Source organism: Streptococcus pluranimalium, assembly GCF_047785705.1.
Classification (GTDB): domain Bacteria; phylum Bacillota; class Bacilli; order Lactobacillales; family Streptococcaceae; genus Streptococcus; species Streptococcus pluranimalium_A.
In genome coordinates, this window is the sequence record NZ_JBLOJV010000007.1 from 36,183 (window position 1) to 61,722 (window position 25,540).

The following is a 25,540-nucleotide window of genomic DNA, read 5'->3' on the forward strand; positions in this document are numbered from 1 at the left end:
TTTACTTCTCCCAAGGTAGATAGTCTTTCGTGAAATGTCCAAAGCAAGTTGTCTCGGTGTAGTCTACATCCAAGAGATGAAGTTTCTTAATGATACCTCCTGGTGTTAAATCATACCGCTCACGAATCATTCCTTCCAGTTGTTGTGTGGTGTAGCGACTGGTTCCAAAGGTTTCTACGTAAACCGACACAGGTTCTGCTACTCCAATGGCATAGGCAAGCTGAACTTCACAACGTTTGGCATAGCCTTCACGAACAATATCCTTGGCAATCTTTCGTGCCATGTATGCGGCTGAGCGGTCAACCTTGCTTGGGTCTTTTCCAGAGAAGGCACCTCCACCATGATGTGCGAAACCACCATATGTATCTGCCACAATCTTACGTCCAGTCACTCCTGCATCCGCAAATGAGCCACCAAGAACAAAACGTCCAGTTGGATTGACTAGAACTTTGAAATCTAGATTCTGACGATAACGATGAGCCACCGACATCATGGCTTCCATCACAATTCGCTTCACTTTGTCAAGGTCAGCCGTTTCGGTATGTTGGATGGAAACTAAAAATGTATCAATCCGTCTCTTCTCATAGTCGTAGGATACCTGAGCTTTAGCGTCCTTTCCAAGTAAGGGGTGACCAAGTGACATCAGTTTCTCAAGGACTCGAGTTGCTAGAACATAAGGAAGTGGCAGGTACTCAGGTGTTTCATCTGTCGCATAACCGAACATCATTCCTTGGTCACCAGCTCCACCATTGTCTACACCTTGGGCAATATCGGAACTCTGAAGTCCAAGTAGGTTAGTTACCCGAACATTCTTCAAACCTAGTGGCTCGACAACCTGTCGAACAATGTTCTCGAGATTAAAGTAATGTTTAGTAGAAATTTCACCAGCTACCACAACATGGTTATCCTTTATTAAAGTCTCAACTGCCACTCGACTTGATTTGTCATACTTGAGACACTCCGTCACAATAGCATCTGAAATCTGGTCACAGATTTTATCTGGGTGTCCAACCGACACTTGTTCACTAGTAATAATCATAATTCCTCCACGCAAAAAGCCCAACCCTCGGGCTAGGCTTTGGTTTATTTTACTGATTGTCGGCCTGCTTCGTAGGCTCTCTCCAATGCTCTTTTGATTCCCCAAACCGAAACATCGTAGAAATCGAGGTTGTCACTCCAACGTTTTTCCAAGGTTTCAACTAGTAGTTCTTCTTTAGCAATCTCTGTTAAAAGTGCATTGAGTTTTTCTTCTTGGCGTTTTGTCATTGTATTGTTCTCCTCTTCTTTTGTTGTGTACATATTAACTCTAAAAAGGAGATATATCCAGTCATTACTGGGTATTTTTTATCTTTTTTGACATCTTAAGTATATCACAGGTCTAGGTTGAAAATCAGTACTAAAACAGTACAAATTTAGTGCTAATGTAGTGCTAATTTAGTACCAATTTAGTGCAATCGACCATCACTAGATAGGAATGTGATAATCTTCCACCTTAAGTTCAAGACTTTTTGATGTCCAACGATAACACTTGCGTAATTGTTTTAGAATCTTACGCCTACGATAAGCAAGTGTTGAATGGCTGATTTCATAAATCTCTTCTAGTTCAGTCCAACTCTTGCCTAAGTAAATTAAATCATTAGCTAATGGTTTCAAATCCTCAGGCAATAACTCCATAACAAACTCAAAGTAATAAAGATCCATTTTTAAGCAGTAATAGGTATTAAGCAAACTACTGAGGTACTCTTGATTCTCTTGTTCTTGTTTTTCTCTAAAATTAAGGGAAATCAGCTCACTACGACCATGGTTTTTACTTTTCTTGACCATTTCTTGCTCTGACTTCTCAAATACTAATGACTGAATCACACTATCCTCTGAGATTGGTCGATAGTTGAGCAATTTCTCTTGAACTAACTGTAACTTCATTTTCATGTCTTGATAGTTCTTAGCAATATAATCCACCTTATCCATCTGCCCCTCCTACTTGTGCTTTTACAGCTGCAATCAGCCGTTCTTGTTGTGCATCTTTGTTTTCTAGTGCCTTGAGGATTTCCTCATCAATCGTTCCTTCAGTCACAATGTGTTGAATAACAACTGTCTCAGCCTCCTGGCCTTGACGCCAAAGTCGTGCATTGGTTTGTTGGTATAATTCCAAAGACCACGTTAATCCAAACCAGACCAAGTGGTGACCACCTTTTTGGAGGTTCAACCCATGACCTGCTCCAGCTGGATGAAGTAAGCCAACTGGAACATTTCCCTTGTTCCACTCGCGAATATCTTCTTCTGTTTTCAACACCCGACTCTTCACCTTGAGTTTTTCTAAACGACCAATAATCCGAGCCAAGTCATGTTTGAACCAATAGGCCACTAAGACAGTTTCTCCATTTGCGGATTCAAGGATATCTTCTAGGGCATCTAGTTTCTGTTCATGAAGCGGCACGACTGTATGATCATCAGAATATACAGCACCATTGGACAACTGAACTAGCTTGTTCGTAAGACTTGCTGCATTGGCAGCAGTTACTTCTAATCCATCCAACTCTGATAAAACATACTCTTTCTTAAACTGACTGTACTTTTCTTTTTCCTTTTCTGACATACGCACCAGCTTCTTGGTTGAAATCAAATCAGGCATATCTAGATAATCTAGAGCCTTCATGGAAATGGTAATATCACTAATCTTGTCCTGAATTTGACACTCCGCATAATCCATAGGGATGTATTCATAAACAATGTTTCCATTGCGACGACCTTCTTCAAAGTAGCGACTACGAAACTCACCAATGAATCGACCAAGACGTTCTCCTCCGTCAATGACTTTAAACTCAGCGAACAAGTCCATTAGTCCGTTTGAACTAGGTGTTCCAGTCAAACCAACGATACGTTTCATGTAAGGACGCATTGCCATGAAAGCTTTGAAGCGTTTGGACTGCCAAGACTTGAAAGAACTCAATTCATCAATCACTACCATATCCCACTTAAAATAGGGACTACATTGTTCCACCAACCAAGGGAGGTTTTCACGATTGACGATATAGATATCCGCATCTTTCTGAAGAGCTACTTTTCGTTGCTTGGGAGTACCCACGATTTTCGAATACCGTAAGTGACGCAACTCCGCCCATTGCTCAATCTCGTCACTCCAGACCGTGTTTGCAACACGAAGTGGGGCAATGACCAAAACCTTAGCGACTTCAAACCTATCAAACATCAGCTCATTCACCGCAGACAAGGTTGTAGCTGTCTTTCCCATCCCCATGTCTAAGATGACCGCTGCATTAGGGTGACTTATGATGAAGTCCTTGGCGACTACTTGATAGTTATGTAATGTCAATTTCATCTAGCACATCTCCAATCATCTCAATGTGGTCAAGAACATAAACCTTAAAACCTAACCGCTCAAACAGCCTATGCCTTGCTTCCTGTAATTTCCGTGGCTTTCCACCAGGCGCTTTTACTTCCACCAAGCCAAACTTGCCCTTTGGTAAAAACACCAACCTGTCTGGCACACCAGAAAAAGATGGTGATACCCACTTGGGACAAACTCCACCACGCTTTTTCACTTCACTCACTAACTTCTGTTCTACAATTTTTTCTCGCATAATAAATCCTCTCGTCAAAACATCGCCAAGGAAAAAGTGTATCTCACGATAGTCAGTTACATTACTTTCCTATATCTCTTTTATCTTTTTTATTTTTTCTTATATCTAAGTTATAGAAAAGACCTACTAAACCTGCACTTTAAATCTTCCTATGGCAACTTTTGTATGTGACATTCTCGACATGCACTTTTCAACCCCAGTGTAAGTCGTGACAGTTTTGTATAAACTTTTCTCTTCACTAAAAATAGCAACTTTTAGCTACTCTGATAATCGCTCTGTGACTTAACTATCACGACATGCACTAACACCTCCTATTGCTAGAGGCAACTTTCACTGCTTTACACATTTAATCAAGGAAATCGTCATCTAATTTCAACTGTAGACCTTTTACCATAACACCCTTGTTTGTTCTTTTTTTGGTGAAACCAGCATTCGCAAGAGCTGTGTAAAAATCCGTTGTGCTGCGCGTGTACTCATTGATACCAGCACAATAAGCTCGATAAGCTGAGTAAAGTTCTCCTGATTTCTCAGTTAATTGGTCGCCGATTTCACAACAATCACCAAGAAACTGTCCCATCCAATCATTAGCTTCTCGATAGGCAGACACAGATTGAGCAACAACCTTTGGCAGAGTTAACTTGAAATTGGCATTGATTGCTTTCTCTGCACCTTCAATAATCCATGACATAATTGCCTCGGATGCTTCCTCGTACAGGTAGTCCGCAAAGTTTTTGATATCTGACCGACCTGTGATTTTGGCATTAAAAGGAATGACAATCAGACGTCTCCAAATCCCATCATCGTTCGCACCTACTTTTGGTAGATGGTTGGTGTAAAGAACTAGCGTGTGTGATGGCACAAAATGAAATGGTGCCTTGTACTTCTTCTCAGCTAAGATTTCATCTGTCGAACAAAGTTGTTTAACCATTGAAGTGTTCAACCGCATTCCCTCACTCATCTCAGATGCAATAATAAGACGTTTTCCTTTTAACTCTGCCATTTCAGGGCTAACATTTCGTCGGACACTCATGGTTAGAGCATCTGCCGATAATTTGCCTGAGTAGTTGCCCAGCACTCGTGCAATGGTATTCCAAAAGGTAGACTTGCCGTTTGCCCCACTGCCGTAAGCGATAATAAGGTGCTCTTGGTAAACCTTACCGATAGCAGCCATACCCACCACCATCTGAACGTAGTCGATTAGTTCTTGATTACCACAAAAGAAAGTTGCTAGAGTCTCTAGCCACAAGCCTTTTCCCTTATCGCTTGGCGAAGCTGTTGCCATCTTAGTGATATAGTCAGTTGAATCATGATCTTTTACACCAGCTAAGCCCTGGGATAAGTTAATGGTGGCTTTAGGAGTATTGAGCAACATTTCATTGTTATCAAACTCAGACACACTCATCCGAACCATGTGTTTAGCGGTTTTAACGATAGCTGAGAGATGGCGATAATCACGATATTTCATGACAAATTTATGGAAGTCAAATGCTTTCTTGTACTCCTTAAAGGCTAATGATTGACTTGGTCCATCAAGGGCTTTTTCAATGGCTTTAACCCCCTTAAAAATCAGCTCCTCTGAAATACCTGTTTTGATGAGCCGTTTTGTCTTATCCTCTAGGTTGGCATCTGCCACTGCTAGTTGCTCATCCAAGAAAACATGAACCTGTCGCATGGCCAATTGCTCATCCTCCACCCAGTGTTTCCCATTGAAAGCAAGATAGTCAGTCTCACGAGTAAAAGCAATTCGGTCTCCATATTCACGAGCTAACAGTCCTGCTTCACCAATATCGGTATAGTCATCAGGTCGCATGGCTTCTCGGTTATAGGCCTCAGGTGATACATAATCTTGTGACTGCTTAATGGTTCGATTGTAAAATCGCACAGCACTACCCCAGATGGAATCTAACTCTGCTTTATCAAGTGGTGGTACACATTTCTGTGCCTGCTCATCAAAACCATCCCTAGCTTCTTGGGTCACGCCTAACCGTTTGACAATCTTAGCTGCAAATACAGACATCGTTGAATTACGACTCCCTTGCTGGATCGGTCCACTTGGAGGAGTATAGAAGTCTGCATCGAAATCTTCCTCGTCATCAATAGAAACAGTTTGAAACAAATCTTCATCTATAGTTAGCCATGAATCATGCCATATAACCTGTGCATTTGGATTTCCAAAGAAGAAACGTGCCGCATCCTTGGCATTATCATCAAAAAACTTGTATTGATTACAAAGTTCTTCCTTCATAGCTACGTAGACATCTTTATCAGTTACCTCATTGATTTGGAAGTAAATATGATATTTTGGTCTTGGAGCTTTTCCTGCCTTTGCCTGCATATGACTTCGACTAGTTACCAAGGCAAAATTGTAATCCGCAAAGATTTCTTTTAATCGCTCGACCGTCATCCATTCATCTGGATTTTCAGAATGGTCATTATCAATATCCATGACCAAAACGTCCGACTTAATGAAATTTGCATTTGAGCGTGTATTGTTTAAAAACAGCCCTGCCACATGGTCAAATTGCGCAACAGTTTGTAGCGATATTTCATCAGTAATAGTAACTTGATTGGGATAGACCGTGGTTGTCTGAACCCCATTCTGTCCTGAATGAGATAAGGTAAATTGCATTATGCACCCTCCATATTTTTGCAGTAATTTTAGAAATATATCTTCTTAACTTACTAAGTAAGAATCTGACAAATTTTTCCGCTCTTTCAGAAAAAAACATTCAAAAAAATAGAAGTTTCCTATTAAATTGCACAGGAAACTTTTTTGATATTCAAAAATTTTTTCAAATCTAACGGAAAAACATCACTTGGTTCTACTTAGTAATGTGTAAGAGGTATGTCTAAAAAAATCTCTTGCAAAGTGGAAAATTTAATAAAAACCTTACTTAGTAAGATAGGAGGACCAAATATGGTAAACGGACCATACATCAAACCTGATGAAGACGTAGCTGATACTCTCATCGCTATCAGCGTCATCTCAAAACTACTCGCTAAAAAAATTATGGAGGAAGAAAGTAATGAGCAAAATGAAAGAACTGAATAGACTAATTCATGATATGGAAGAAACCGCAAAGTACTACCTTCGATTGGTGGATGAGTTCAAAAAACTCCTATCTACTGATGATGAAACAGTTCCTGAACCAATATCACCCAAATCTGAACCACAAAAGGAAATTCAATTGGAGGATGTCCGTGCAGCCCTTGCGACCAAAGCTAAAGACGGGTTTAAAAATGAGGTTCGCGCTCTTCTAAATACTTACGGTGCTTCTTCTCTATCAGCTCTTGACCCTAAACACTTTGCGGCAGTCCTTGAAGAAGCTGGAGGGATTGGTAATGACTAACCATGCCATTCTATCCGCATCTGCTTCACACCGATGGTTGAACTGCCCACCATCTGTTCGATTAACAGAAGATATGCCAGATGTAAACTCTGAGTTTGCCCTTGAAGGTACGGATGCTCACGAGTTATGTGCTTATCTAGTCGAGAAAGCTTTAGGTAGGAATGCGCGTGATCCAACTGAGGATTTAGCATATTACAACGAGGAAATGCAGTATTGCGCAGAAGAATATCGCAACTATGTCATGGAACAAGTCGAGAAAGCTAGAGGTTACTCTCGTGACCCTACAGTTCTTGTCGAACAACGACTGGACTTTTCTAAGTGGGTACCTGAAGGATTTGGAACTGGAGATTGCCTTATTGTGGCAGATGGACTTCTTCAGGTTATTGATTATAAGCACGGACTTGGTGTTCTAGTTGATGCAGACCATAACCCACAAATGATGTGTTATGCCCTCGGTGCTCTTGAGATGTTTGATGGGCTTTATGATTTTGATAAAGTCACCATGACCATCTTTCAACCACGAAAACATAACATATCTACCTTTGAGATAGAAAAGACTGAGTTGCTTGAATGGGCTGAAAATGAACTCGCTCCAAAAGCTGAACTTGCATTCAAAGGTGAGGGAGAAATGGAGTCTGGTAAACACTGCCAATTCTGCAAACTCAAGAATGTCTGTCGCAAACGTGCTGAGGATAATTTGGCACTAGCTAAGATGGAGTTTGCAAAGCCAGAAACACTAGATAACGAGGACATTGCAGAGATTTTGCCTAAACTAGATTTGTTGATTTCATGGGCAAATGACATCAAAGCATATGCTTTAAATCAAGCGACCGAAGGACATCACATCCCAGGATACAAACTGGTTGAAGGTCGCTCTGTTCGTAAATTTTCAGACGAAGCTGCCGTGAGTCAAGCTGTGATTGAAGCTGGCTTCGACCCTTACGAGAAGAAACTGCTCACTATCACTGCCATGACCAAACTCCTCGGCAAGAAAACCTTTAATGACCTCCTTGGTGGTCTCATAGTAAAGCCAAGTGGTAAACCAACACTCGTTCCAATTGACGATAGCCGTCAAGAGATGAACCTAGCAAAACATGAATTTAAAGAGGATTAACTATATGACAACTAAAGTAATTACAGGACCAAACACTCGCTTCAGCTACTTAAATGCCAATGAGCCAAAGTCGATTAACGGTAGCACTCCCAAGTACAGTGCCTCTCTCATCATCCCAAAAGAGGATACCGTAACCATTAACAAAATCAATGCCGCTATTGAGCAAGCATACAAAGAAGGTGAGTCAAAACTTAAGGGCAACGGTAAATCTGTACCTGCATTATCTACTCTGAAAACTCCACTTCGTGATGGTGACCTTGAACGCCCTGATGATGAAGCATACAAAAATGCTTACTTTGTGAATGCCAACTCTCCACACAAACCTGGGGTGGTTGACGGAAATCGTCAAGAAATCATTGATACATCAGAATTGTATTCAGGCATCTACGGACGTGCTTCTATTACCTTCTACGCATTTAATTCCAATGGCAATAAAGGGATTGCTTGCGGTTTGAATAACTTGCAAAAATTGCGTGATGGCGAGCCCCTCGGTGGTCGCACTCGTGCTGAAGATGATTTTGCGACAGAAGACGATGATGACTTTTTGAACTAGAAAGAGAGAATTAGATTAATGATGTATACTATTTTAACTTGTACTATTATGAGCCTCTGGGTGCTTATCGGACTATACTTCGGATATATGACCATTAGAGATGACATTCGAAATGAAATGGAACGAAAGGCAAAGCAAAATAAAGAAAAACTTAGTCAAACACCACTCAGTCGAAAAAACAAATAGAACTCAAGGTGGCAGTACTTCTGTCACCTTTTTCAGAAAGGACAAACTATGCCAATTAAAGAGATCAGTATAGACATCGAAACTTATTGTGAAATTGACTTACGAAAATCTGGTGTCTATCGCTATGCGGAAGATGACAGTTTTGAAATCCTTTTGTTTGCGGTATCTGTCGATAATGGACCAGTTACTGTATATGACTTAACTAAAGAGAAATTTCCACAAGATATCCTTGAGGCCTTGGTGAATGATAGTGTCATAAAATGGGCATTCAACGCTTCATTTGAGCGAATTTGCATATCCAACTGGCTCAAGAAATATCATCCTGAATTCTTATCAGATGGATTTCTCTCGCCTAATTCATGGAGATGTAGCATGATTTGGTCCGCCTATTTAGGACTCCCACTTTCCTTAGAAGGGGTTGGAACAGTTCTCAAACTTAAAGACAAAAAGATGAGAGAGGGGGCTGACCTCATTCGCTACTTTTGCGTACCTTGTAAGCCTACCAAAGTCAATGGAGGGCGAGTTCGTAACTTTCCTCATCACGCGCCTGACAAGTGGGCTACCTTTATCGATTACAACAGACGTGATGTTGAGGTCGAATTGGCCATCAAGGAACGACTGAAAAACTTCCCAGTACCTGATTTTGTTTGGGATGAGTACCTCCAGGATCAGATTATCAACGACCGAGGTATTGGCATAGATGTTGATTTTGTTAAAGCAGCAATCAAAATTGATACAGAGAGCAAAGCTCAAATCCAAGAGGAACTGAAAGCTTTAACAAGTCTAGAAAATCCCAACTCTGTTCTACAGATGATTGGCTGGCTACGTGAACATGGAGTAACTACAGATTCACTCGACAAAAAAGCGGTGAAAGAACTTCTCAAAATGGTTGATCATACGACTGCTCAAGTTCTTAAACTTCGTCAGCAAGCCGCCAAATCAAGTGTATCCAAATATCAAGCCATGATGAACTGTGTTTGTAAGGACGGTCGAGCAAGGGGGATGTTTCAATTTTACGGAGCTAACCGTACAGGTCGATGGGCTGGCCGTTTGGTACAGCTTCAGAATTTACCACAGAACCATCTTCCTGACCTAGAGGAAGCTAGAGAACTTTTCAGAACAGGTGACTTAGAAGCTACTGAGCTACTCTACGACACACAAGATACCTTATCTCAACTTATCCGAACGACCTTTGTCCCTAGTAAAGGAAAGAAATTCATTGTTTGCGACTTTTCAGCTATCGAAGCTCGAATCCTGTCCCACTTGGCAGGGGAGAGATGGCGTAGTAAGGTATTTGAACTGGGAAAAGACATCTACTGTATGTCCGCTTCTCAGATGTTTGGAGTACCAGTTGAAAAACACGGACAAAATTCTGAATTGAGACAAAAAGGGAAAATTGCGGAACTTGCTTGCGGATATGGTGGTTCAGTCGGTGCACTCAAAGCCATGGGAGCAATTGATATGGGACTATCGGAGGAAGAACTCCAACCACTAGTGAACTCTTGGCGACAAGCAAATCCCAATATCGTTCTCTTATGGTGGGATGTCGACAAAGCGGTTAAGATTGCTGTAAAGGAACTACTTCCAACATCTACTCAAAATATTCAATTTGAAGTCAAAAGTGGCATATTGTTCATCACCCTTCCTTCTGGTCGCAAACTAGCATATATCAAGCCAAGAATTGGCGAGAACCAGTTCGGTGGAGAGTCTGTCACTTACGAAGGAACTGGAACTGCCAAACGTTGGGAGAGACTAGAAAGTTATGGTCCAAAATTTGTTGAGAACATTGTCCAAGCTATCAGTAGAGACATTCTTGCATTTGCTTTGAAACAACTAAAAGAATTCAAGATTGTAGGACATGTACATGATGAAGTTATTATAGAATGTCCAATGGAACGAAAGCTTGATGAGATTGCATCGTTGATGGGGATAGCACCAGACTGGATGTCTGATATTAACCTTCGTGCCGACGGATACGAATGCTTATTCTATCAAAAGGACTAGCAAAAAATCGCCACCTCAGAAATTGAGATGGCGAATCTGTTATTTATTTAATTCTTTGTAAAGCTCTAACCCTTCTTTCTGAGTATTTTTTACTTTCTTATAGCCAGCAGATTTCTGTACTCCTAGCTTTTCAAAGATTTCCTTATTTTCATAACCATCAAATAGCAATTCCAAAATTTCTGGTGCTTGAAAATTTGATTCTACAAGTTTTGATTTCAAAAACTCAAATTGATCCATGAATAGATAAAGCTCAATCCCATCATCGATATTTGGTAAATCTTGTTTCTCTGTGAATGCTTCCCAAGATGAAATCTTAGGGGCATTTTTACTAGGCTTACGAAAATCTTTGAGATAATCATTAACTGAGTTATTATACCACCAGACCATCTGTTCATAATCCTCTTCTGCAACTGGAACAAAAGCAGTTAGTATTGGAATACCCATGATACGACATTGACGAAACGTACCACGTAGCAACCCTGAATGGTGTGAGGTCATGTTGTAATCCTGTACAAACATAGGTGCTAGTACTTCACTTTCAGTTGGATGTACTCCAGTTGATGAAGATTGAGCTTGACAGTAGTTGAAAAAGTTGACATTGATTGTCATGATTAATTGGCTTCCCAGTTAATACCGAAAGCACACATGACAAATCAAGGCATGCAAAAAATATTCTTGACCGCATAGTTACTTTCCTCTATGTTATCGGTCAGCTAACCTCACAGACTGACTGTGTAACCCTATTTCATAACTTTGAGGTTCGCTAGGATCAGTAGCAAGTCATGAACTAGGTTTGTTTATATTTTTAGTATCTCACACAAATAAAAAAAGAATCAGACTCCTTGATGTCCGATTCACTAACCTTCTAAAAATAATACTTTCCCATAAAAATGACTAGGATACTTGCCAAATTGAATGCAAAAAGTACAAAAAACGAACTAACTTATGTCCGTTTTTTAGATTGAAATACCAATTTTTTCTAAAAATGCTTTGACTTGGGGAACTGATTGGCTATGCAATGTATTTAATACCAGTTGATAGCGACGGTGAGTAATGTTACCTGGATCTAATTTCCACTTCGATTTCTCTAGCAGATGTTTAGAAATACTGGGTGGTAGGTTCAGGTATACACAAACGAGAATAAATAATTCTAAGCTACCCTCTCCTTTGAAAAGGCGACTAATTTGTTTTTCTGTATAATTAAGTTCTTCTCCAATTTCTTTGTAAGTCACCTTCCGCCATTTCTTGACAACCTTCATCGAAGCTTCAAAATCGTTAGATAACTGATTATAAATCTGATCCTCCTCTTCCAACTGCTTGATAAGGGCTTGTTCTTGTTTTTCCTTGGTCGAATTTTCATAGCCATTGTGATAGACCAACTCAAAGGAGATATTACTGAACTGAGCACGGTTCAAGACAAAGTCTTGGTAGGTAATCTCATTCTGATTGCCATCTGCACGGTGATACTCAAACAGCAAGGCGCACTCATCTAAATGATACCGTGCCTCTTCTGTAAGAACTAAATTTCCCCATTCATCCTTTGTCACAAACTTTGGCAAGTTCATGACCAAATGAGATTCGATGTAAACATAGAGACCTGAACTCAACACCTTTGCGAACGATTCATCCTCTTCCATCAACCGCTCCAGTTCAGCAAGTGAAATCGAAAAGGTCTGATTGTTCTTGAGTTCCGTATCTCCGAAAGCAAAGATAGGAAGGTAAGCACCATCAATGTATTCTAAAATACCTTTTGCTTCCCTAAAACCTAATTCAACCAATCGAATTTTAGCAGACTGACGGGATACTTGAAAGAAGTCAGCCAACTCAGAAATCACATGGTCCAAAATAGAAAGATAGCCAAAATGAGAGTAAGTTTTCCAGTCCTCTATCAAAGAATTGGCTTTCTTAAGAAACATCTCCTTTGGCATGAGGATTCGAGGAGTAATTGACTTTGCTTGTCTCTCCAACCAATACCATGCAGTCTTCGTATCACTATAGACAGATTGATCCGACTCTAATAGGTTCTTCAAGGCAAAATAGTGCCTATGTTTATACCAATGGAAACACTCGTGTATAATCGTATTACTGAGACGACCAGCATTGCCATGATTAGTCTCATAAAGAACCGTCCCTTCCGCAACCATGCCAGTATCTTCTTTGATTGACTTAAAATAGGTCCTTCCTAATACCTGACCGCAGCTACCAAAAGCGTGGGGTTTAGCTTCCAGATTCAATCGTGATGCCACATCAAAGGCATCAATTGGCATGGGGCTAGCAAGAGCTTCTGGATAAATTTCACGAAGAAAACGCTCCGCCTCGTCCTCATAACGAGCAGATGAAATATAAGGAATCAGGTCTTGCCTCAAAGAATTTATCTCATCATAATTGTCTTTCACACCAGCCCTAGCTTTTACGAATAGTAAGTCGTAGCCACTAGATTTATGAAAGGACAAATAGTAATCCAGTGTCAGCTCTGAAGTCACCTGACACCAGTCATCATAACCATCAAAGCCAAAACATCCTTCCGATTCTACTTGAAGACTAACATGAAGTAAAATTAAATTGGCAGTCTTTAATCGAGGATGCACGGAAATCACACCTGCACGTTGATAAAAAATGTCGTGAACAACCTTAAGCCCAGGGGTTGAAGTCACTGTAAAGAGGGACTTATTCTCCTCCATAAGACGTTTAATATCCTCAATAACCGCTTTTGAACAGTGCTCAATCACAAACTTTACAATCGGCATACGAAACCTGCCTTCCATTTCTCTTGAATTCTATTATATCCTATGATATAATATTGTCAAGTTATAACTTGACAAAAGAGGAAGAAACCATGTTTTCAGCCAATAAATTAAAAGAACATCGATTAGCAAAAAAACTATCTCAAACCACTATCGCCAATCAACTAGGAGTTACGAGAGCTACCCTTTCAGCTTGGGAGACAGGCAAAACTGTCCCCAATAAGAAACATCTCAAGGAACTGGCTCAAGTTCTAGACATCAAGCCTAGTGACCTTCAGGAAGAGCACCCACACATAACCCTCTACAAACAGCTAAACAAAGTCAACAAAAAGAAGGTCGATGAGCTAACTCACGACCTTCTCAGGGCACAAAAAGTTGTGCCTCTCTTTAGTGTACAGGTTCTTGATAATATCGCCCTCTCTGCAGGCAACGGGGCTGGTTTCTACGACGAATATGAGACCAGAGAAGTCTTTACGGACAAGGACTACCTATACGATGTGGCAACTTGGATCACAGGGCATTCCATGGAGCCGGTCTACCAAGATGGGGAAGTCGTCCTCATCAGAGAGGGAGGCTTTGACTACGATGGGGCAGTCTACGCCATTGCCTGGAATGAACAACTTTACATCAAGAAAGTCTACCTTGAAGACAACGGCTTCCGTCTGGTCTCCATCAATAAGGATTACCCAGACAAATTTGCCCTAGCAGAGGATGAACCAAGGATTGTGGGGAAAATAGTTGGGAACTTTATGCCTATGGAACAGTAAAATTCCTTGAAGAAATTAATTCTTCAAGGGATTTTTGAGTATTTTATAAATACTTCCTATCCAACAAGTAATTGATGTAACTCTGAATAGCTAATCGAGTTTATAATAATCTGGGAATCGGTCTCTTTAGCACCTTGCTTGATAATCGCCCCAACCCTTCTCTGAATGGCAAATCAGCAATAACAGATTCTTCATTAGAAGTTATAGCAGTATTCTAAATTTTGTTACCTGTCTACCATCAACCTGATACAGATTTTTAGGATATTTAAGCAATAGTATCATATTATACAATAAACTCAAAAAGAGGGCAAATTTGCCCTCTTAAATCAACCATCGAATCCCAAACTATCTTTTTAAAGAAATCCAAAAATATCAAAACAAATACTCTCGAAGATAGCCAGCTTCTAGCATAATGTAAACTACTATGATTAAAAACTACATTTATCTAGTAGCAACTACTCTTTTTCATTTGTTATTTCTAGTAATGTGGGATCTATGATCAACTCTCTCTACATCAGTCGCAATCCCTGTAATAGTTGTTAATCCATGGATTCCTAATAATTTAGGTTCCTTTTCTAGGATTTCCCCATTTTCTTTACAGAAAAAATTAGTTTTGAAATGAATTTTAAAAATCCAAAATCAATGGATTTTTCTTCCTCAGTCAAAGGAATATTTGATATAGTGTAGAAATACCCCTTTTTCCAATAATCATCACTTACTATAACAGGAGGAATTAATAAATTATCATAATCAGGTATATCTATCATTGACTTATCTCCTAATCAATGAAGTTGGGGTTCCTAGAACAGTTACTCCGCAATTCTTTTTAGCAGAAACTCTATAAAATCACTTGCATAATATTCCTCATCCCTAAAGACAGGTAACTCATTATTCAAAGAATCTTGATTTTGGAAATAAAACATACCATCTTCACATTCGCAAATGACCAATTGATCAGAACTACTAAAACCTTTTTTTATAAAAACATTTCCTCATGTTGGGGTCCCGAGCGCCTACGAGGAATTTGTATCGATAAGAAATAGATTTAAAAATTTCGCTGTTTTTTTCTAATTTCATTTTGAGGTGAATTAATTGGTAGTTATTAGAGGTGCCCTATACCTAATAATTTATCTCCATTCCCTTTAGTAACGTGTAACTTTCCAAATTTAAAAAAGCGACTCATAGAATTATTTCCTCCCGTTAAATAATAGATAACTATTAAAAATAGACAATACTTGCTCATAAGTAACGGTACTTAAATCGTTTACTTTGGCGTATTTCATTGCTTGATGAAACTGATTTTTAGTAAACAGTTGACGATATTCTCGATTGACCCATTTTGAAACAAAGTACGTATATAGCTTCCAATATTTATCTGGAACATCTGTGGTATGGCGGGTAAGTTTTATTAAGACACTGTTTACTTTTGGTTTAGGATGAAAGCATTCCGCTGGCAGCTTAAGCAATTGCTGAATCGAGACTTGAGTGTGCAAGAGCAACCCTAGTGTTCGGTGAATATCCAAGGTACGCTTGTAGAATCCTTCTTCAACAATCAGATAGATGTCAGACGCACGGCTTTCAAAAACCACTTTTTTAATAATTTGTGTGCTTAAATGGTAAGGAATACTCCCAACAATTTTATACCTCTGTTTGTTAGGGAATTGAAACTGTAGAATATCTTGGTGAATTAAAGTGACACGAGTATTCAGTTTTAATTTTTCTGACGATAAGTTGAATAGATGACTGTCTAATTCAATAGACGTTACCTGTTTACTTATTTTAGCCAGTTTCGTCGTTAAATGCCCTTTACCTGTTCCAATTTCGTAAACGGTATCGGTTTCTTTTAAATTCAATTGTTTTATTATTTGGTTGAGTACTTTTTCACTCGTTAAAAAATTTTGAGAATATTTTATATTTTTGTTCATGTAATCTCTCCTGAAGTGATTGCATCTATAAACAAATACAGAAGTTAAACGATTTGTTTGTAATTTTAGTTATCTGTTTAAAAAGTCATAAGATTAGTCACTGGTAGGAATTAATCTAACGTATTTATTTATCTGCGTAATCACTGTTTTTAGTCTGTTTCAAAACAGTAGATGTTTTATCTACATTACGCATTTGGAATACCAACATGACGAATCCCTCCTTCTTAATTACAAATTTTTAGCATCTAATTTAACTTCAATTCCTATTATACAAAATTTTAGCTTTTTTTGCTAGGCTTTTTTTTTACATTTCTTTAATTTTCAAATTTTCCCCACTTGTCAAGTCAAGTGCAACAAGTTCATTGATAACTAGAGTTCCAGAGGTTAAGCTGTTTGGGCTAGCCCAAACAAAATATTTGCGGTTTTATACTTGTGAAGTCGTCTAGGTCTGTCATTGATAGCAGAGACGTAGTGATTGAGTTCTTCTGTCGTTAGTGAGTTAAGAGAGACACCTTTTGGGAGAAACTCTCTCAAGAGACCATTGAAATTTTCATTTGTTCCTCTTTCATGAGAAGCATAAGGATGGGCAAAATAGACTTCCACACCTTTTAAGTCTGACAAGCTACTGAACTCTGAGCCATTGTCCGATGTGATAGAGCGAATAGGGTACTGTGATAGTAGGCTCTTAACAGCCCTATTGATAGTTTCTGCTTGTTTATTAGCCAGTTTTACAGCGATGGCAAATCGTGTTTGACGCTCTACTAGAGTCATGACAACAGCTTCCCCTTTGGTCTTCTTGCCAAGAACCAAATCAATCTCCCAATGTCCAAATTCAGAGCGATTAGTAATAGTTTCTGGACGTTCTTCAATGGATTTTCCTAAGATTTTCTTCGTGGCCTTAGGCCTTACTTTAGACCGTTTTCGGATGCACACCATCTTAGGTAAATCAATCGGTTTAACCCTCAACAGTCCGTCTTTGATGTACCGATACACTGTCTTGGTGGAAGGGATAACTTCCAGTGGATGTTTTTCTCGGTAAGTTTGAACAAAGCTATCAACACTGTGACAACGAGGTTTCGTTTTCAGGGCTTTCTCAAGTTCCTTGAAGAATGTCTGGGAGCAGTATGATAGTTTATGATAGGCACTTTTTCGACGATTGATTTCATAAACACGTTGACCACTATCTGGAAAGTAAACCGTTGAGTAGATTCGTTTCCCGTTCTTATCTTGAACCTGAGAAACACTTCCTCGTTTGATTTCACGACTGATGGTTGAGCGATGACGCCCAAGCAGACGAGCAATCTCAGAGGGGTTCTTACCCATCTTGAGATAGGCGCTGATTTCTCCGCGTTCAGAGGCTGAAAGGTGTGAGTATAACGATTTTTTGGTAGAATGATTAGTGGACATGTTCATCTGCTTTCTATACTGAGTTGGGGAATTCTAGTATATCAGACGAGCATGTCTTTTTTGTTGCACTTCATTTTACAACACGGGATTTTTGTTATTTATTGTTACAATTGCAAATTTCTTTTCAGCTTCTAAATTAACGCCATACTTCTCGCTAAAATATAGTGGGTAATTACCTGTAATCTTTTCTACTATTACGCCGTTATTTATTCTAAGCCTTTCTATCAAAAATACCCTATATTTAATTCTTTCCTTCTAAGGAAAATATCAATACATCAATGTCATAAAATAGAGAATAAGCGAGTACATCTATGGTTGCTCAGTTAGCTGATTATTCTCAACCAACCATTTTCTGTGCACAACACTCTCAACAAACCGCTGATCATGGGAAATCAAGAGGACACTTCCCTGGTATTCCTGCAAAAATTTCTCCAGAGCTTCGATGGCTGTAATGTCCAAATAGTTTGTAGGCTCATCTACAATTAAAAGATTGGCATCCGATAACAAGACCTTGGCCAAGGAAAGCCGAACACGTTCACCACCAGACAGATTTGCTACCTTCTGCTGGGCCTTATCGTAAGAAAGTCCCAACATGCCCAATAAATTGAGAACCGTTACCCTATCTTGAAGCGACGTCGAGCTAGCATTCACAAAGGCTGTTTCTTCTTCATTGAGACTTGTCAAACCCTGGGAAAAATAAGCAATTTTTAATTTTGGATTGTAATAGCCTTCTAATTCTTTTGAAATCAATTTCCGAACAAAACTTGTTTTTCCACAGCCATTTGACCCCACTAAGGCTAACTTCTCTCCAAACGTCATCCCTATCTGAGGGAAATCAAATAGATGCACTTCATCCATCAAAACTTGACCTGCTTGCAAAAGAAATAGTCTATGTAAATCAGTATCTAAGGCCCCTTTTGATTCCATTTTAATATGAGCCTCCCTTCTGGGCTGACTAACCTTTTCCAACCTCTCAATCCTTTTCTCTAACTGTTTAGCAGACTTAGCCATTGACTTGGCTTGACTATCATAGGAACCCATCATAGCACTAACCTTCCACTCTGAGGAAGAAATACCTTTCTTTTTCTTCCCCATCTTCTGAGCCTTGACCTGACGCTCTTGTTGGGCTTTTTTTAGTTGAGCGACTTTTTTCTGATAGGCTTCATAGGCCTCCTGCTGTCCTTTTCGCCTAGCTCGGCGACTTTCTACAAACGCCTCGTAATTTCCTGTATAAACCTGAACCTTTCCTTCTTCTAAATGCCAAATGTGACTGGCTATTTGATTGAGAAAATGCCGATCATGACTAACAACTAGTAGACTACCTCGATAGCGTTTGATTTGTTTGATTAGCTTTTCCTGGTGTTCTTGGTCCAGATTGGCAGTCGGTTCATCCATGATTAACAACTGTGGTCTTTGGGCAAAAGCCTCTTGAATAGACTTCCAAACCTGTTCCCCACCTGAAAGCGAGCTCCTTTCCTGTAACTGGGGTACATAAGCCCAGTCTGCTTTTACCTCAATCTGACCGGCAAAATCCCTATCCAGTCCTAGTAAGATTTTCAAAAAAGTAGACTTGCCAACACCATTATTTCCAACCAAACCAACCTTTTGACCAGTTTGAAGGCTCAACTGCTGGATTGTAAACAAACTACGTCCCGCAAATTCCTTCTCTAATTGAATACATTTCATTACTTCCATATAGACCTCTTTTCTTCACAAAAAGGGCTTCTATTCTTCAAAAAATGACACAAGAAAAAAGCCATGCAAAACATGACCTTTTCCAATGGAAAAAGCCACACGAATAGTAAGCCCTTATGAGCAGTCTTATCCCTTGTGTAGTCATTTAGTTTATCTTTTATTACTTAGACGTAAGAGGAAACATCGTTTCCTTATTTCCAACTTCAAACACTCCACTGGATTGTTTGAACTCGCTTTGCCGTACTTCAGTACAGCCTGCAGCTTTTGGTGCGAACATCATTCGCTCTATTTCCGACCTCCAACAGTCTATTCCTAGACTGTTGGAGCAAGTACTAAAAGCAAACTAAATGACTAAATTATCAAATAATTGATTTTCAACAAGTTTTAAGAACGACTAATAAGCAGCTTAATTATTCATGTAACTTCACCTCACGTATTTTATATATTTATTCTAAACAAGTTCAATGAATTTGTCAAATCATTAAAACGCCATGCATCATACAATACTATTTATAGTTACTAAAAATAACCGTAGGAAAATTTTTTCAAGATTAAGAAATAACTTTCCATCAAAAATAGTAATCCTCTTCATCTTCATAAAAATATTCATCATCATCTGGGTAGTTATTATCGAATTCTTTCATCAGAGATTTAATTAATTCTTCTCTGATTTGTTCATTATTTAAGCTCCAAACATAAGCCGTAACTTCCTCAAGCCTTTGCTGTCGAAAAGCAGAATATTCAGCTTGCCATTCTTGGTGACGTTTTTCTTTTTCACGTTCTTGCTCTTCCCATTCTGCAATTACAGCTTCAGCTTGCTCTGGAAAATGGGAAAAATATAATGCAACCATGTGTTTACAAATTACTCGTCTTCCAGTCGCAAATGGACAGGTACAGATTGATTTTCTAGGATGATAGATATCTATGATAACATCATAAATCTTATCCTTAGAACCACTAACCTGCCCCTTATAAATCCCCTCTCCAACTTCTTCACTATTCAAGGTACATTTACTTTGATAATAACCAAATCCTCTACTAAAAGAAGCTTGGCTGGCTAAATGAACCAATTTTAAATCATCCCAAATACTCATAGAACTGCCTTCCTTTATTAGTTAATTATTTCTAAAACCCTAGCGTATTTCTTGAGTTTAAGCTACTAATAGACCTTTGAAACAGCTTATTTGATTAAATGTTACCTACTCTATTTCCCCCTCTAAATTTAAGAATATTAAACATTTCGTCCTGATGGATGTGCGCCAATTTTTGATCCCAAATATTATTATTTTGTCCCATCATTTCAGCCATGATTTTCAACTTCAAACTCTGCGCAATAATCCCTGGGTTTGTACTTGCTTTTCCGACAGGCATTGCATTATTAAAAGTAGAATTACCAGATACCGTAATCAAGGCTAAATTACCAAAGCAATTCAGATCTGCATCAGCCCAAGGGGACAATTCAGTTGGATGTTGAGGGTAGAAATGTTCAATTGAACTTCTAAACTGAAATTGCCAGTCATTCGATAGCGGATGTATTATTTCATGACCATTGAATGAGTAGCCATCTCGGTAAAGCAAATAATCTAAATAACTAAATACGATTCGTTCAAATCCAAATCCAGAAGCCGTTTCAAATCTAGTTGCATCAACTTTTGATTGAGCATAATTTTCAAGAATCTCTAATACATCTGCATTTTCATCATTAAAATAACTCAATAAGACCAATGAAATCCAATGCATTGTTTTTGGAGAAGTGTATGTTATACGTAAAGCAGATTGCAAAGTTCGAATCTGTCTATTTCGATTATCTTCATCTCCACCAAAAGTTCCGATATATTTTGGTTTGTCTCCTTTGGCATCACGATATTTTTCGAGCCTTTGTAACGACCATTTACCTATTTCTTTGTAATCACGTGCAAATTCACGCTTTAACACAAATTTGTCGAACAATACGCGTGCTTTTAACATCATGAATAGAAAGTGCTTAGCCGACCGCTCATCTGCCCAATTGTTCTGAAGATTAATTAAAAAATTCTTGTCATCCAAACTTGAATCATCATCCGCACTTGATCTCGTAATTGCTTCATTGACTTGCAACAAGAAGTTTGGGAAAGAAATAATCGACTCAAAACGTTCATTCTCTAGCTCATCACTTGATGTTGATTCACTACTCATCACTCTCTTACCTTGAAGTATTTCTTCAAGAGTGAATCTTTCTTCCATTACTGCTTCATTTTGATAGCAACCGATTAATGAATCAAAGTCAACTATCCTATCAGACAAGCTACTCCAATCATCACTGAATATCTTATCTCGTTGCTTTTTAGGATAATTCATTTGAATATAAGAGTCCATATTGGAACAATATTCCCAAATATCACTAGCTATTTTCTTAGCTTCTGGTGATGAAATTTTTGATAAAATGTTTGCTTTAGCAATGTTATGCAATTCGAGTTGCTCACCACGCGTATTCATAATTTCAAAATAATGGTTTAAGTCAATTTTAGCAGGTACCTGTACACGGATAAGATTCACCTTATCCAAACGTTTGATGATTTTTTCTTTTTCTGCTTTCAGACCTGTCTTCTCAAAATAATCATCAATAATTTTATAGCCCTCTTTAATTTCCGAAGACTGCAACTCATCAGTTAATTGGTTTATATTGGGTAATGTTGCTAGCGTTCTATTCGCCTTATCTCTAGCTTCAAAACGTAATGCATCATTAGCAAACGTCATACCTAAGTATCTTTCTAGTAAAAATAAAGTCGTCAAGCGTTGTTGCCCATCAATGACTTCATATAAGTTATTATCCTTCTGATTAACGATTAAATTACCTAAAAAATAATCATCTTTAGTACTCATAATATCTTCAATTAACTGTTCAATTTGGTCAGAACCCCATGCGTAATTTCGTTGATAAATTGGAACCTCATAATGAACATCAGAAAATATTTTTGAAACTGGTATCATTTTTAAATGATTATCCATGATTACCACCCATTCCATTGTTTAATTAATTCATAAATTGCTTTGTAGCTACTGCTTTGAAGATCGCTCTCTTCTACACTTTCTAAGAATATGGATTTCAATTCTTGCGGGTCATTCATTTCACTCATTATAGAAAACACATCTTTACCCAAATTAATCCGATCATGTTGACCAATTGCATACTTATTTATAGTTTGTGGATAAATAGCCTTCATTCGTAATCTTAATGAATAACACCAAGTGTATAGCTGATGCATGACCGATTCATCGATTGTTTCAAAACCAAACCTATCAGCATAAAATAGCAACGAAGCCTCATAAAGTTGTTTTATGTAAATGTCACCAGTTCGCCTTCCAGGGACTTCTTCTTTTTTATGGTAACGATCAATTTTATTTTTAACTCGTTCCAATAAAGCTGAATAATGTAAGGTCCACTCAAAGAAGCGTTTTCCGGCAATAATTGGTTGGGTTAATTGAAATTGGTTTAATTCCCCAGAACTGAGCAATTCACTTGAACCACTCGAATTAACTTGTTCAATGAAAATATTACTGGCTTTATGATAAATCGCATAGTTATAAGTATTCGATTGCTTGATTCCTTTGAAATACTGAATTTTATCAGATGAATAATGTAGCCCATCCCTGTTATTAAACCATCGAATGACTGGATACAAATAATTTCTAAACAAATCCTCAAGAGCATTTTGATCCGTATCTTCCCAATCAGAAATCAATCTGATTTTTAACTGCTCAGAATCTCGAGCCATTTCTCTCAAGTGGTACGATTTCAATAAATCATGAGGCTTGAGTGCTTTTCCACGTGAATTTTGTGAATCAAAGAATTGAAAGGCCTCCTGCTCACTATCTGTCACAATCTTTACTACAGTACAATTTTTTTCAAGAAACTCTTTATATTTTCTTTGTTCTTCCTTGGTAAGTTCATTTACTCTCTTTTGGAGTAATTTATAATTATTGTAAATTGCATCACGAGATGAAGGTTTATAATTTTCACTCAGAAGTTTTTGGCTTTTTTCACCAAGCGCATAGAGTAAAATAGATAAGGTTGTAGTCCGTTGCTGTCCATCAACTAGATTATAATCGTAATGTTGGTTGTTATAATTCCATGCCCTATGCAAAATAACCGAACCTAATCTATACTCCTCAATGCCTAACTTATAAGCTCCATAGGTATCTGCAAAAAGGCTATTGGTTGAACTAGATGACCAACGATATGGACGTTGATAATCTGGAATCTTTAAATTGATATTCATTAACTCATTTACGCTGATGATTTTTAATTCATCTTGAATTAACGTCAAAATACATTCCTCCTTATTGAAATCTAACTCCGTCATTATAACACATACAAACCTTCAAAAATCCGCAATTAATAGTCAGAGAACACAAGAAATAAATTGATTGATAACGATTCATTATTGCCTGTTGGTCGTCTTATCTGTATTGAATTCACATATCAATGATTTTCTAACATGATATTTGTTATCAATCCCCATTGAAGTCGTTCCTGTAATTTACTACCTACTTCTAAGTCTTTGGGAGCGACAGTTGATGAAATAATCAGCTGTTTCTTGTTTACTTCAATCAGCATGGCTAGTTGTTCCTCAAGTATGGCATCTTTGGGCATTAGATTCAAATCATCTATTAAGATATAGTCAAATTTAGAAGATGTGAGATTTTTTACTAAATTATTGGTTACATTTTCTGCTGATAATAAGATTACCTCCTTTAATTCAGATTGTAGTGCGTTTTTTGTAGCATTTAGTAAATGTGTTTTTCCTTCTTTACCGTATATATAAACCGGATTGTAGTAATTCTTATCCTCAATAACAGTCTTTAATGCAGCTAAAGCCCAAGCATTTCCATCATGGACTGAAAAATTCTCAAATATTTGATTTTTATTGACTGGTTTCATCTTTTATACCTCATTTTTTGATAAGTTTATTATAAAAGACTCCATGGACAATATTTGTCCAATCAAATCTATTTGTCATAATTTTGCTGCATTCTTATCAGAAAATTCTTCATATCATCTACTAACGTTGCAGGAGAAAGCACTGTCAAAGCATCTGCTTGACTCAGCAGCCATCGTTTTAATCCTGGTGTGTCTTGACTGATAAATTCAACGATAACTCCTTCGGACGTATGTTCAATAATCCTAGCGGTTGGAAATTGATCCGTTACAATGGTAGGGTCATAGGCAAATTGAGCTCTAATCGTCAACTCTCGTCCCATAAATGAATCAACACGTTTGTTCCGTACTTCTCCATCACGAAACTTCTTCCCGTAAGAAATCTGGGGTTTCTTTTCTTTTGATACTTTCCAATCTATTATTCTATCCAATTTTAGGGTCATATATGACTCGTAAGTCAAATTATATGCCACAACATAAAAATAATGTACATCATAGTAAAGGGATACAGGAAGAATGGTATGCTGCTTTTCACTATTGTAAGGAGATTGATATCGAATGTCTAGAACTAGCTCTTTTCGTATCAAGTCCGACCATTCCCAGATTTTATCAATTCGATTTTGAGTATCTGACAATGGCGCATAATTTAGTAGTTCGCTCGCAATAATTTGAGAAACCTCTTTTTGTTCCTCTTTAGAAATTAAAGCTAGCAAACTATCGATCAGAGACTGATTTTCCTCTTTGTTCAAAGAACGGTTTTCTAATAAAATCTTTGATATGACCAAAATATCCTTTTTATTAAATAAGGATTTCCCTTTTAGATAACGGGTATGGTATTTTGCATCATAGGCAAGCTCCGCTGCAACTATAGGCTGAGATTCCAAGTAATGACCTAATAGAGAAAAATCTCTCTGTATTGTTTTTTCACTAACTCCAAATTCATCGGCTAACTGTAACTTAGAAAGATGAGCACCTGACTGCAAACGTAGAAAAACAGTTAGTAAGCGTTCTTGATCGTTCATATTTACCTCGATTCCTTAGAAACATTATAACATCTCTAACAGTTTATATTCAATTGTTACCACCATTTACAGAAGCAACCATTTAGGCGATTTTGAAAAGTCGGTAAATGAAAATAGAATTGGATAATTTCATACTATCACTTCTACTCACTCTGATACTTCCCAACCACATAAGAAAAAGCCTTGCAATCAAGGCTTTTCATTATCCCTTTCGTTCAAAGGTTCCTACTCTTTTACGAGCAGAGCAACACACTCG

The 25,540-nt window shown here is 38.2% G+C and carries 24 protein-coding genes and 1 pseudogene; 6 read left to right on the forward strand and 19 right to left on the reverse strand.

Annotation, left to right across the window (positions count from 1 at the left end):
- Position 1: 1 nt before the first annotated feature.
- The 6 genes from metK to ACMZ6Z_RS03170 all read right to left on the reverse strand — a co-directional run bounded on the left by metK (position 2) and on the right by ACMZ6Z_RS03170 (position 6,228).
- Entirely contained in the window at positions 2-1,039 is a 1,038-nt protein-coding gene (gene metK, locus ACMZ6Z_RS03145) for a methionine adenosyltransferase (protein ID WP_024399320.1), read from the reverse strand.
- A 44-nt stretch (positions 1,040-1,083) separates the two neighbouring features.
- Entirely contained in the window at positions 1,084-1,266 is a 183-nt protein-coding gene (locus ACMZ6Z_RS03150; RefSeq protein WP_014638129.1) for a DUF6900 domain-containing protein, read from the reverse strand.
- 198 nt (positions 1,267-1,464) lie between these two features.
- Positions 1,465-1,968 (reverse strand): hypothetical protein, encoded by a 504-nt coding sequence (locus ACMZ6Z_RS03155; RefSeq protein WP_014638130.1) that lies wholly within the window; start codon positions 1,966-1,968, stop codon positions 1,465-1,467.
- Positions 1,961-3,337 carry an SNF2-related protein gene (locus ACMZ6Z_RS03160; RefSeq protein WP_014638131.1) on the reverse strand — a complete coding sequence of 459 codons (1,377 nt, stop codon included), beginning with the start codon at positions 3,335-3,337 and terminating at the stop codon, positions 1,961-1,963. Before ACMZ6Z_RS03160 ends, ACMZ6Z_RS03155 begins: the two co-directional genes overlap by 8 nt.
- The gene (locus tag ACMZ6Z_RS03165; protein ID WP_014638132.1) at positions 3,318-3,599 is read right to left on the reverse strand and encodes a VRR-NUC domain-containing protein; all 282 of its coding nucleotides are present in this window, start codon (positions 3,597-3,599) and stop codon (positions 3,318-3,320) included. The genes ACMZ6Z_RS03160 and ACMZ6Z_RS03165 overlap by 20 nt, the downstream gene beginning before the upstream one ends.
- Positions 3,600-3,945: 346 nt before the next feature.
- Positions 3,946-6,228, reverse strand: a complete 2,283-nt coding sequence (locus tag ACMZ6Z_RS03170) for a phage/plasmid primase, P4 family (RefSeq protein WP_416131190.1) — start codon at positions 6,226-6,228, stop codon at positions 3,946-3,948.
- A 216-nt stretch (positions 6,229-6,444) separates the two neighbouring features.
- Here ACMZ6Z_RS03170 and ACMZ6Z_RS03175 point away from each other — a divergent pair, with 216 nt between their 5' ends.
- The 5 genes from ACMZ6Z_RS03175 (at position 6,445) to ACMZ6Z_RS03195 (ending at position 10,806) form a co-directional block, all read left to right on the forward strand.
- Positions 6,445-6,651: a hypothetical protein gene (locus ACMZ6Z_RS03175; protein WP_416131205.1), complete on the forward strand. Its 207-nt coding sequence runs from the start codon at positions 6,445-6,447 to the stop codon at positions 6,649-6,651.
- Positions 6,626-6,949, forward strand: coding sequence for a hypothetical protein (locus ACMZ6Z_RS03180; protein WP_018374789.1), 324 nt, complete (start codon positions 6,626-6,628; stop codon positions 6,947-6,949). The genes ACMZ6Z_RS03175 and ACMZ6Z_RS03180 overlap by 26 nt, the downstream gene beginning before the upstream one ends.
- On the forward strand, positions 6,942-8,063 hold the full coding sequence (locus ACMZ6Z_RS03185; protein ID WP_416131191.1) for a DUF2800 domain-containing protein: 1,122 nt from the start codon (positions 6,942-6,944) through the stop codon (positions 8,061-8,063). The genes ACMZ6Z_RS03180 and ACMZ6Z_RS03185 overlap by 8 nt, the downstream gene beginning before the upstream one ends.
- 4 nt (positions 8,064-8,067) lie before the next feature.
- Positions 8,068-8,616, forward strand: a complete 549-nt coding sequence (locus ACMZ6Z_RS03190; RefSeq protein ID WP_204108528.1) for a DUF2815 family protein — start codon at positions 8,068-8,070, stop codon at positions 8,614-8,616.
- Positions 8,617-8,850: 234 nt separating this feature from the next.
- Positions 8,851-10,806 carry a DNA polymerase gene (locus ACMZ6Z_RS03195; protein WP_416131192.1) on the forward strand — a complete coding sequence of 652 codons (1,956 nt, stop codon included), beginning with the start codon at positions 8,851-8,853 and terminating at the stop codon, positions 10,804-10,806.
- A gap of 39 nt (positions 10,807-10,845) precedes the next feature.
- Here ACMZ6Z_RS03195 and ACMZ6Z_RS03200 read toward each other — a convergent pair whose 3' ends face one another.
- The gene (locus ACMZ6Z_RS03200; RefSeq protein ID WP_416131193.1) at positions 10,846-11,415 is read right to left on the reverse strand and encodes a hypothetical protein; all 570 of its coding nucleotides are present in this window, start codon (positions 11,413-11,415) and stop codon (positions 10,846-10,848) included.
- Between the two features lie 347 nt (positions 11,416-11,762).
- Entirely contained in the window at positions 11,763-13,553 is a 1,791-nt protein-coding gene (locus tag ACMZ6Z_RS03205) for an ImmA/IrrE family metallo-endopeptidase (protein WP_416131194.1), read from the reverse strand.
- Between the two features lie 89 nt (positions 13,554-13,642).
- Between ACMZ6Z_RS03205 and ACMZ6Z_RS03210 the strand changes: the two genes are divergently transcribed.
- Positions 13,643-14,317 (forward strand): S24 family peptidase, encoded by a 675-nt coding sequence (locus tag ACMZ6Z_RS03210; RefSeq protein ID WP_416131204.1) that lies wholly within the window; start codon positions 13,643-13,645, stop codon positions 14,315-14,317.
- 575 nt (positions 14,318-14,892) lie between these two features.
- On the opposite strand, the gene ACMZ6Z_RS03215 is transcribed toward ACMZ6Z_RS03210, so the two are convergent.
- From ACMZ6Z_RS03215 to ACMZ6Z_RS03265, 11 genes and pseudogenes are all read right to left on the reverse strand, one after another.
- On the reverse strand, positions 14,893-15,084 hold the full coding sequence (locus ACMZ6Z_RS03215) for an Imm26 family immunity protein (RefSeq protein WP_416131195.1): 192 nt from the start codon (positions 15,082-15,084) through the stop codon (positions 14,893-14,895).
- Positions 15,085-15,431: 347 nt separating this feature from the next.
- A pseudogene (locus ACMZ6Z_RS03220) lies at positions 15,432-15,500 on the reverse strand (rRNA adenine methyltransferase); the annotation flags it as partial.
- Positions 15,501-15,504: 4 nt separating this feature from the next.
- A complete protein-coding gene (gene erm(B), locus ACMZ6Z_RS03225; protein ID WP_416131196.1) occupies positions 15,505-16,242 on the reverse strand; it encodes a 23S rRNA (adenine(2058)-N(6))-methyltransferase Erm(B) in 738 nt (245 codons plus the stop codon).
- 124 nt (positions 16,243-16,366) lie between these two features.
- Entirely contained in the window at positions 16,367-16,450 is an 84-nt protein-coding gene (locus ACMZ6Z_RS03230) for a 23S rRNA methyltransferase attenuation leader peptide (RefSeq protein WP_001814874.1), read from the reverse strand.
- Positions 16,451-16,626: 176 nt separating this feature from the next.
- Positions 16,627-17,649, reverse strand: coding sequence for an IS30 family transposase (locus ACMZ6Z_RS03235; protein ID WP_079851277.1), 1,023 nt, complete (start codon positions 17,647-17,649; stop codon positions 16,627-16,629).
- 309 nt (positions 17,650-17,958) lie between these two features.
- Positions 17,959-19,344: an ABC-F type ribosomal protection protein Vga(F) gene (gene vga(F) / locus ACMZ6Z_RS03240; protein WP_416131197.1), complete on the reverse strand. Its 1,386-nt coding sequence runs from the start codon at positions 19,342-19,344 to the stop codon at positions 17,959-17,961.
- Positions 19,345-19,913: 569 nt separating this feature from the next.
- A complete protein-coding gene (locus ACMZ6Z_RS03245; protein WP_416131198.1) occupies positions 19,914-20,438 on the reverse strand; it encodes an SWIM zinc finger family protein in 525 nt (174 codons plus the stop codon).
- Between the two features lie 94 nt (positions 20,439-20,532).
- Complete coding sequence (locus tag ACMZ6Z_RS03250; RefSeq protein ID WP_416131199.1) at positions 20,533-22,332, reverse strand: DUF262 domain-containing protein; 1,800 nt, start codon at positions 22,330-22,332, stop codon at positions 20,533-20,535.
- Between the two features lie 2 nt (positions 22,333-22,334).
- Entirely contained in the window at positions 22,335-23,651 is a 1,317-nt protein-coding gene (locus ACMZ6Z_RS03255) for a DUF262 domain-containing protein (protein ID WP_416131200.1), read from the reverse strand.
- Between the two features lie 155 nt (positions 23,652-23,806).
- Positions 23,807-24,265, reverse strand: coding sequence for a DnaA ATPase domain-containing protein (locus ACMZ6Z_RS03260; RefSeq protein WP_416131201.1), 459 nt, complete (start codon positions 24,263-24,265; stop codon positions 23,807-23,809).
- Between the two features lie 68 nt (positions 24,266-24,333).
- The gene (locus tag ACMZ6Z_RS03265) at positions 24,334-25,284 is read right to left on the reverse strand and encodes a helix-turn-helix transcriptional regulator (protein WP_416131202.1); all 951 of its coding nucleotides are present in this window, start codon (positions 25,282-25,284) and stop codon (positions 24,334-24,336) included.
- Positions 25,285-25,540: the final 256 nt, after the last annotated feature.

Bases quoted from the DNA above. Each gene is read 5' to 3' on its own strand.
- metK (WP_024399320.1), bottom strand. From the start codon at position 1,039: ATGATTATTACTAGTGAACAAGTGTCGGTTGGACACCCAGATAAAATC.
- ACMZ6Z_RS03150 (WP_014638129.1), bottom strand. From the start codon at position 1,266: ATGACAAAACGCCAAGAAGAAAAACTCAATGCACTTTTAACAGAGATT.
- ACMZ6Z_RS03155 (WP_014638130.1), bottom strand. From the start codon at position 1,968: ATGGATAAGGTGGATTATATTGCTAAGAACTATCAAGACATGAAAATG.
- ACMZ6Z_RS03160 (WP_014638131.1), bottom strand. From the start codon at position 3,337: ATGAAATTGACATTACATAACTATCAAGTAGTCGCCAAGGACTTCATC.
- ACMZ6Z_RS03165 (WP_014638132.1), bottom strand. From the start codon at position 3,599: ATGCGAGAAAAAATTGTAGAACAGAAGTTAGTGAGTGAAGTGAAAAAG.
- ACMZ6Z_RS03170 (WP_416131190.1), bottom strand. From the start codon at position 6,228: ATGCAATTTACCTTATCTCATTCAGGACAGAATGGGGTTCAGACAACC.
- ACMZ6Z_RS03175 (WP_416131205.1), top strand. From the start codon at position 6,445: ATGTCTAAAAAAATCTCTTGCAAAGTGGAAAATTTAATAAAAACCTTA.
- ACMZ6Z_RS03180 (WP_018374789.1), top strand. From the start codon at position 6,626: ATGAGCAAAATGAAAGAACTGAATAGACTAATTCATGATATGGAAGAA.
- ACMZ6Z_RS03185 (WP_416131191.1), top strand. From the start codon at position 6,942: ATGACTAACCATGCCATTCTATCCGCATCTGCTTCACACCGATGGTTG.
- ACMZ6Z_RS03190 (WP_204108528.1), top strand. From the start codon at position 8,068: ATGACAACTAAAGTAATTACAGGACCAAACACTCGCTTCAGCTACTTA.
- ACMZ6Z_RS03195 (WP_416131192.1), top strand. From the start codon at position 8,851: ATGCCAATTAAAGAGATCAGTATAGACATCGAAACTTATTGTGAAATT.
- ACMZ6Z_RS03200 (WP_416131193.1), bottom strand. From the start codon at position 11,415: ATGACAATCAATGTCAACTTTTTCAACTACTGTCAAGCTCAATCTTCA.
- ACMZ6Z_RS03205 (WP_416131194.1), bottom strand. From the start codon at position 13,553: ATGCCGATTGTAAAGTTTGTGATTGAGCACTGTTCAAAAGCGGTTATT.
- ACMZ6Z_RS03210 (WP_416131204.1), top strand. From the start codon at position 13,643: ATGTTTTCAGCCAATAAATTAAAAGAACATCGATTAGCAAAAAAACTA.
- ACMZ6Z_RS03215 (WP_416131195.1), bottom strand. From the start codon at position 15,084: ATGATAGATATACCTGATTATGATAATTTATTAATTCCTCCTGTTATA.
- ACMZ6Z_RS03230 (WP_001814874.1), bottom strand. From the start codon at position 16,450: ATGTTGGTATTCCAAATGCGTAATGTAGATAAAACATCTACTGTTTTG.
- ACMZ6Z_RS03235 (WP_079851277.1), bottom strand. From the start codon at position 17,649: ATGTCCACTAATCATTCTACCAAAAAATCGTTATACTCACACCTTTCA.
- ACMZ6Z_RS03245 (WP_416131198.1), bottom strand. From the start codon at position 20,438: ATGAGTATTTGGGATGATTTAAAATTGGTTCATTTAGCCAGCCAAGCT.
- ACMZ6Z_RS03250 (WP_416131199.1), bottom strand. From the start codon at position 22,332: ATGGATAATCATTTAAAAATGATACCAGTTTCAAAAATATTTTCTGAT.
- ACMZ6Z_RS03260 (WP_416131201.1), bottom strand. From the start codon at position 24,265: ATGAAACCAGTCAATAAAAATCAAATATTTGAGAATTTTTCAGTCCAT.
- ACMZ6Z_RS03265 (WP_416131202.1), bottom strand. From the start codon at position 25,284: ATGAACGATCAAGAACGCTTACTAACTGTTTTTCTACGTTTGCAGTCA.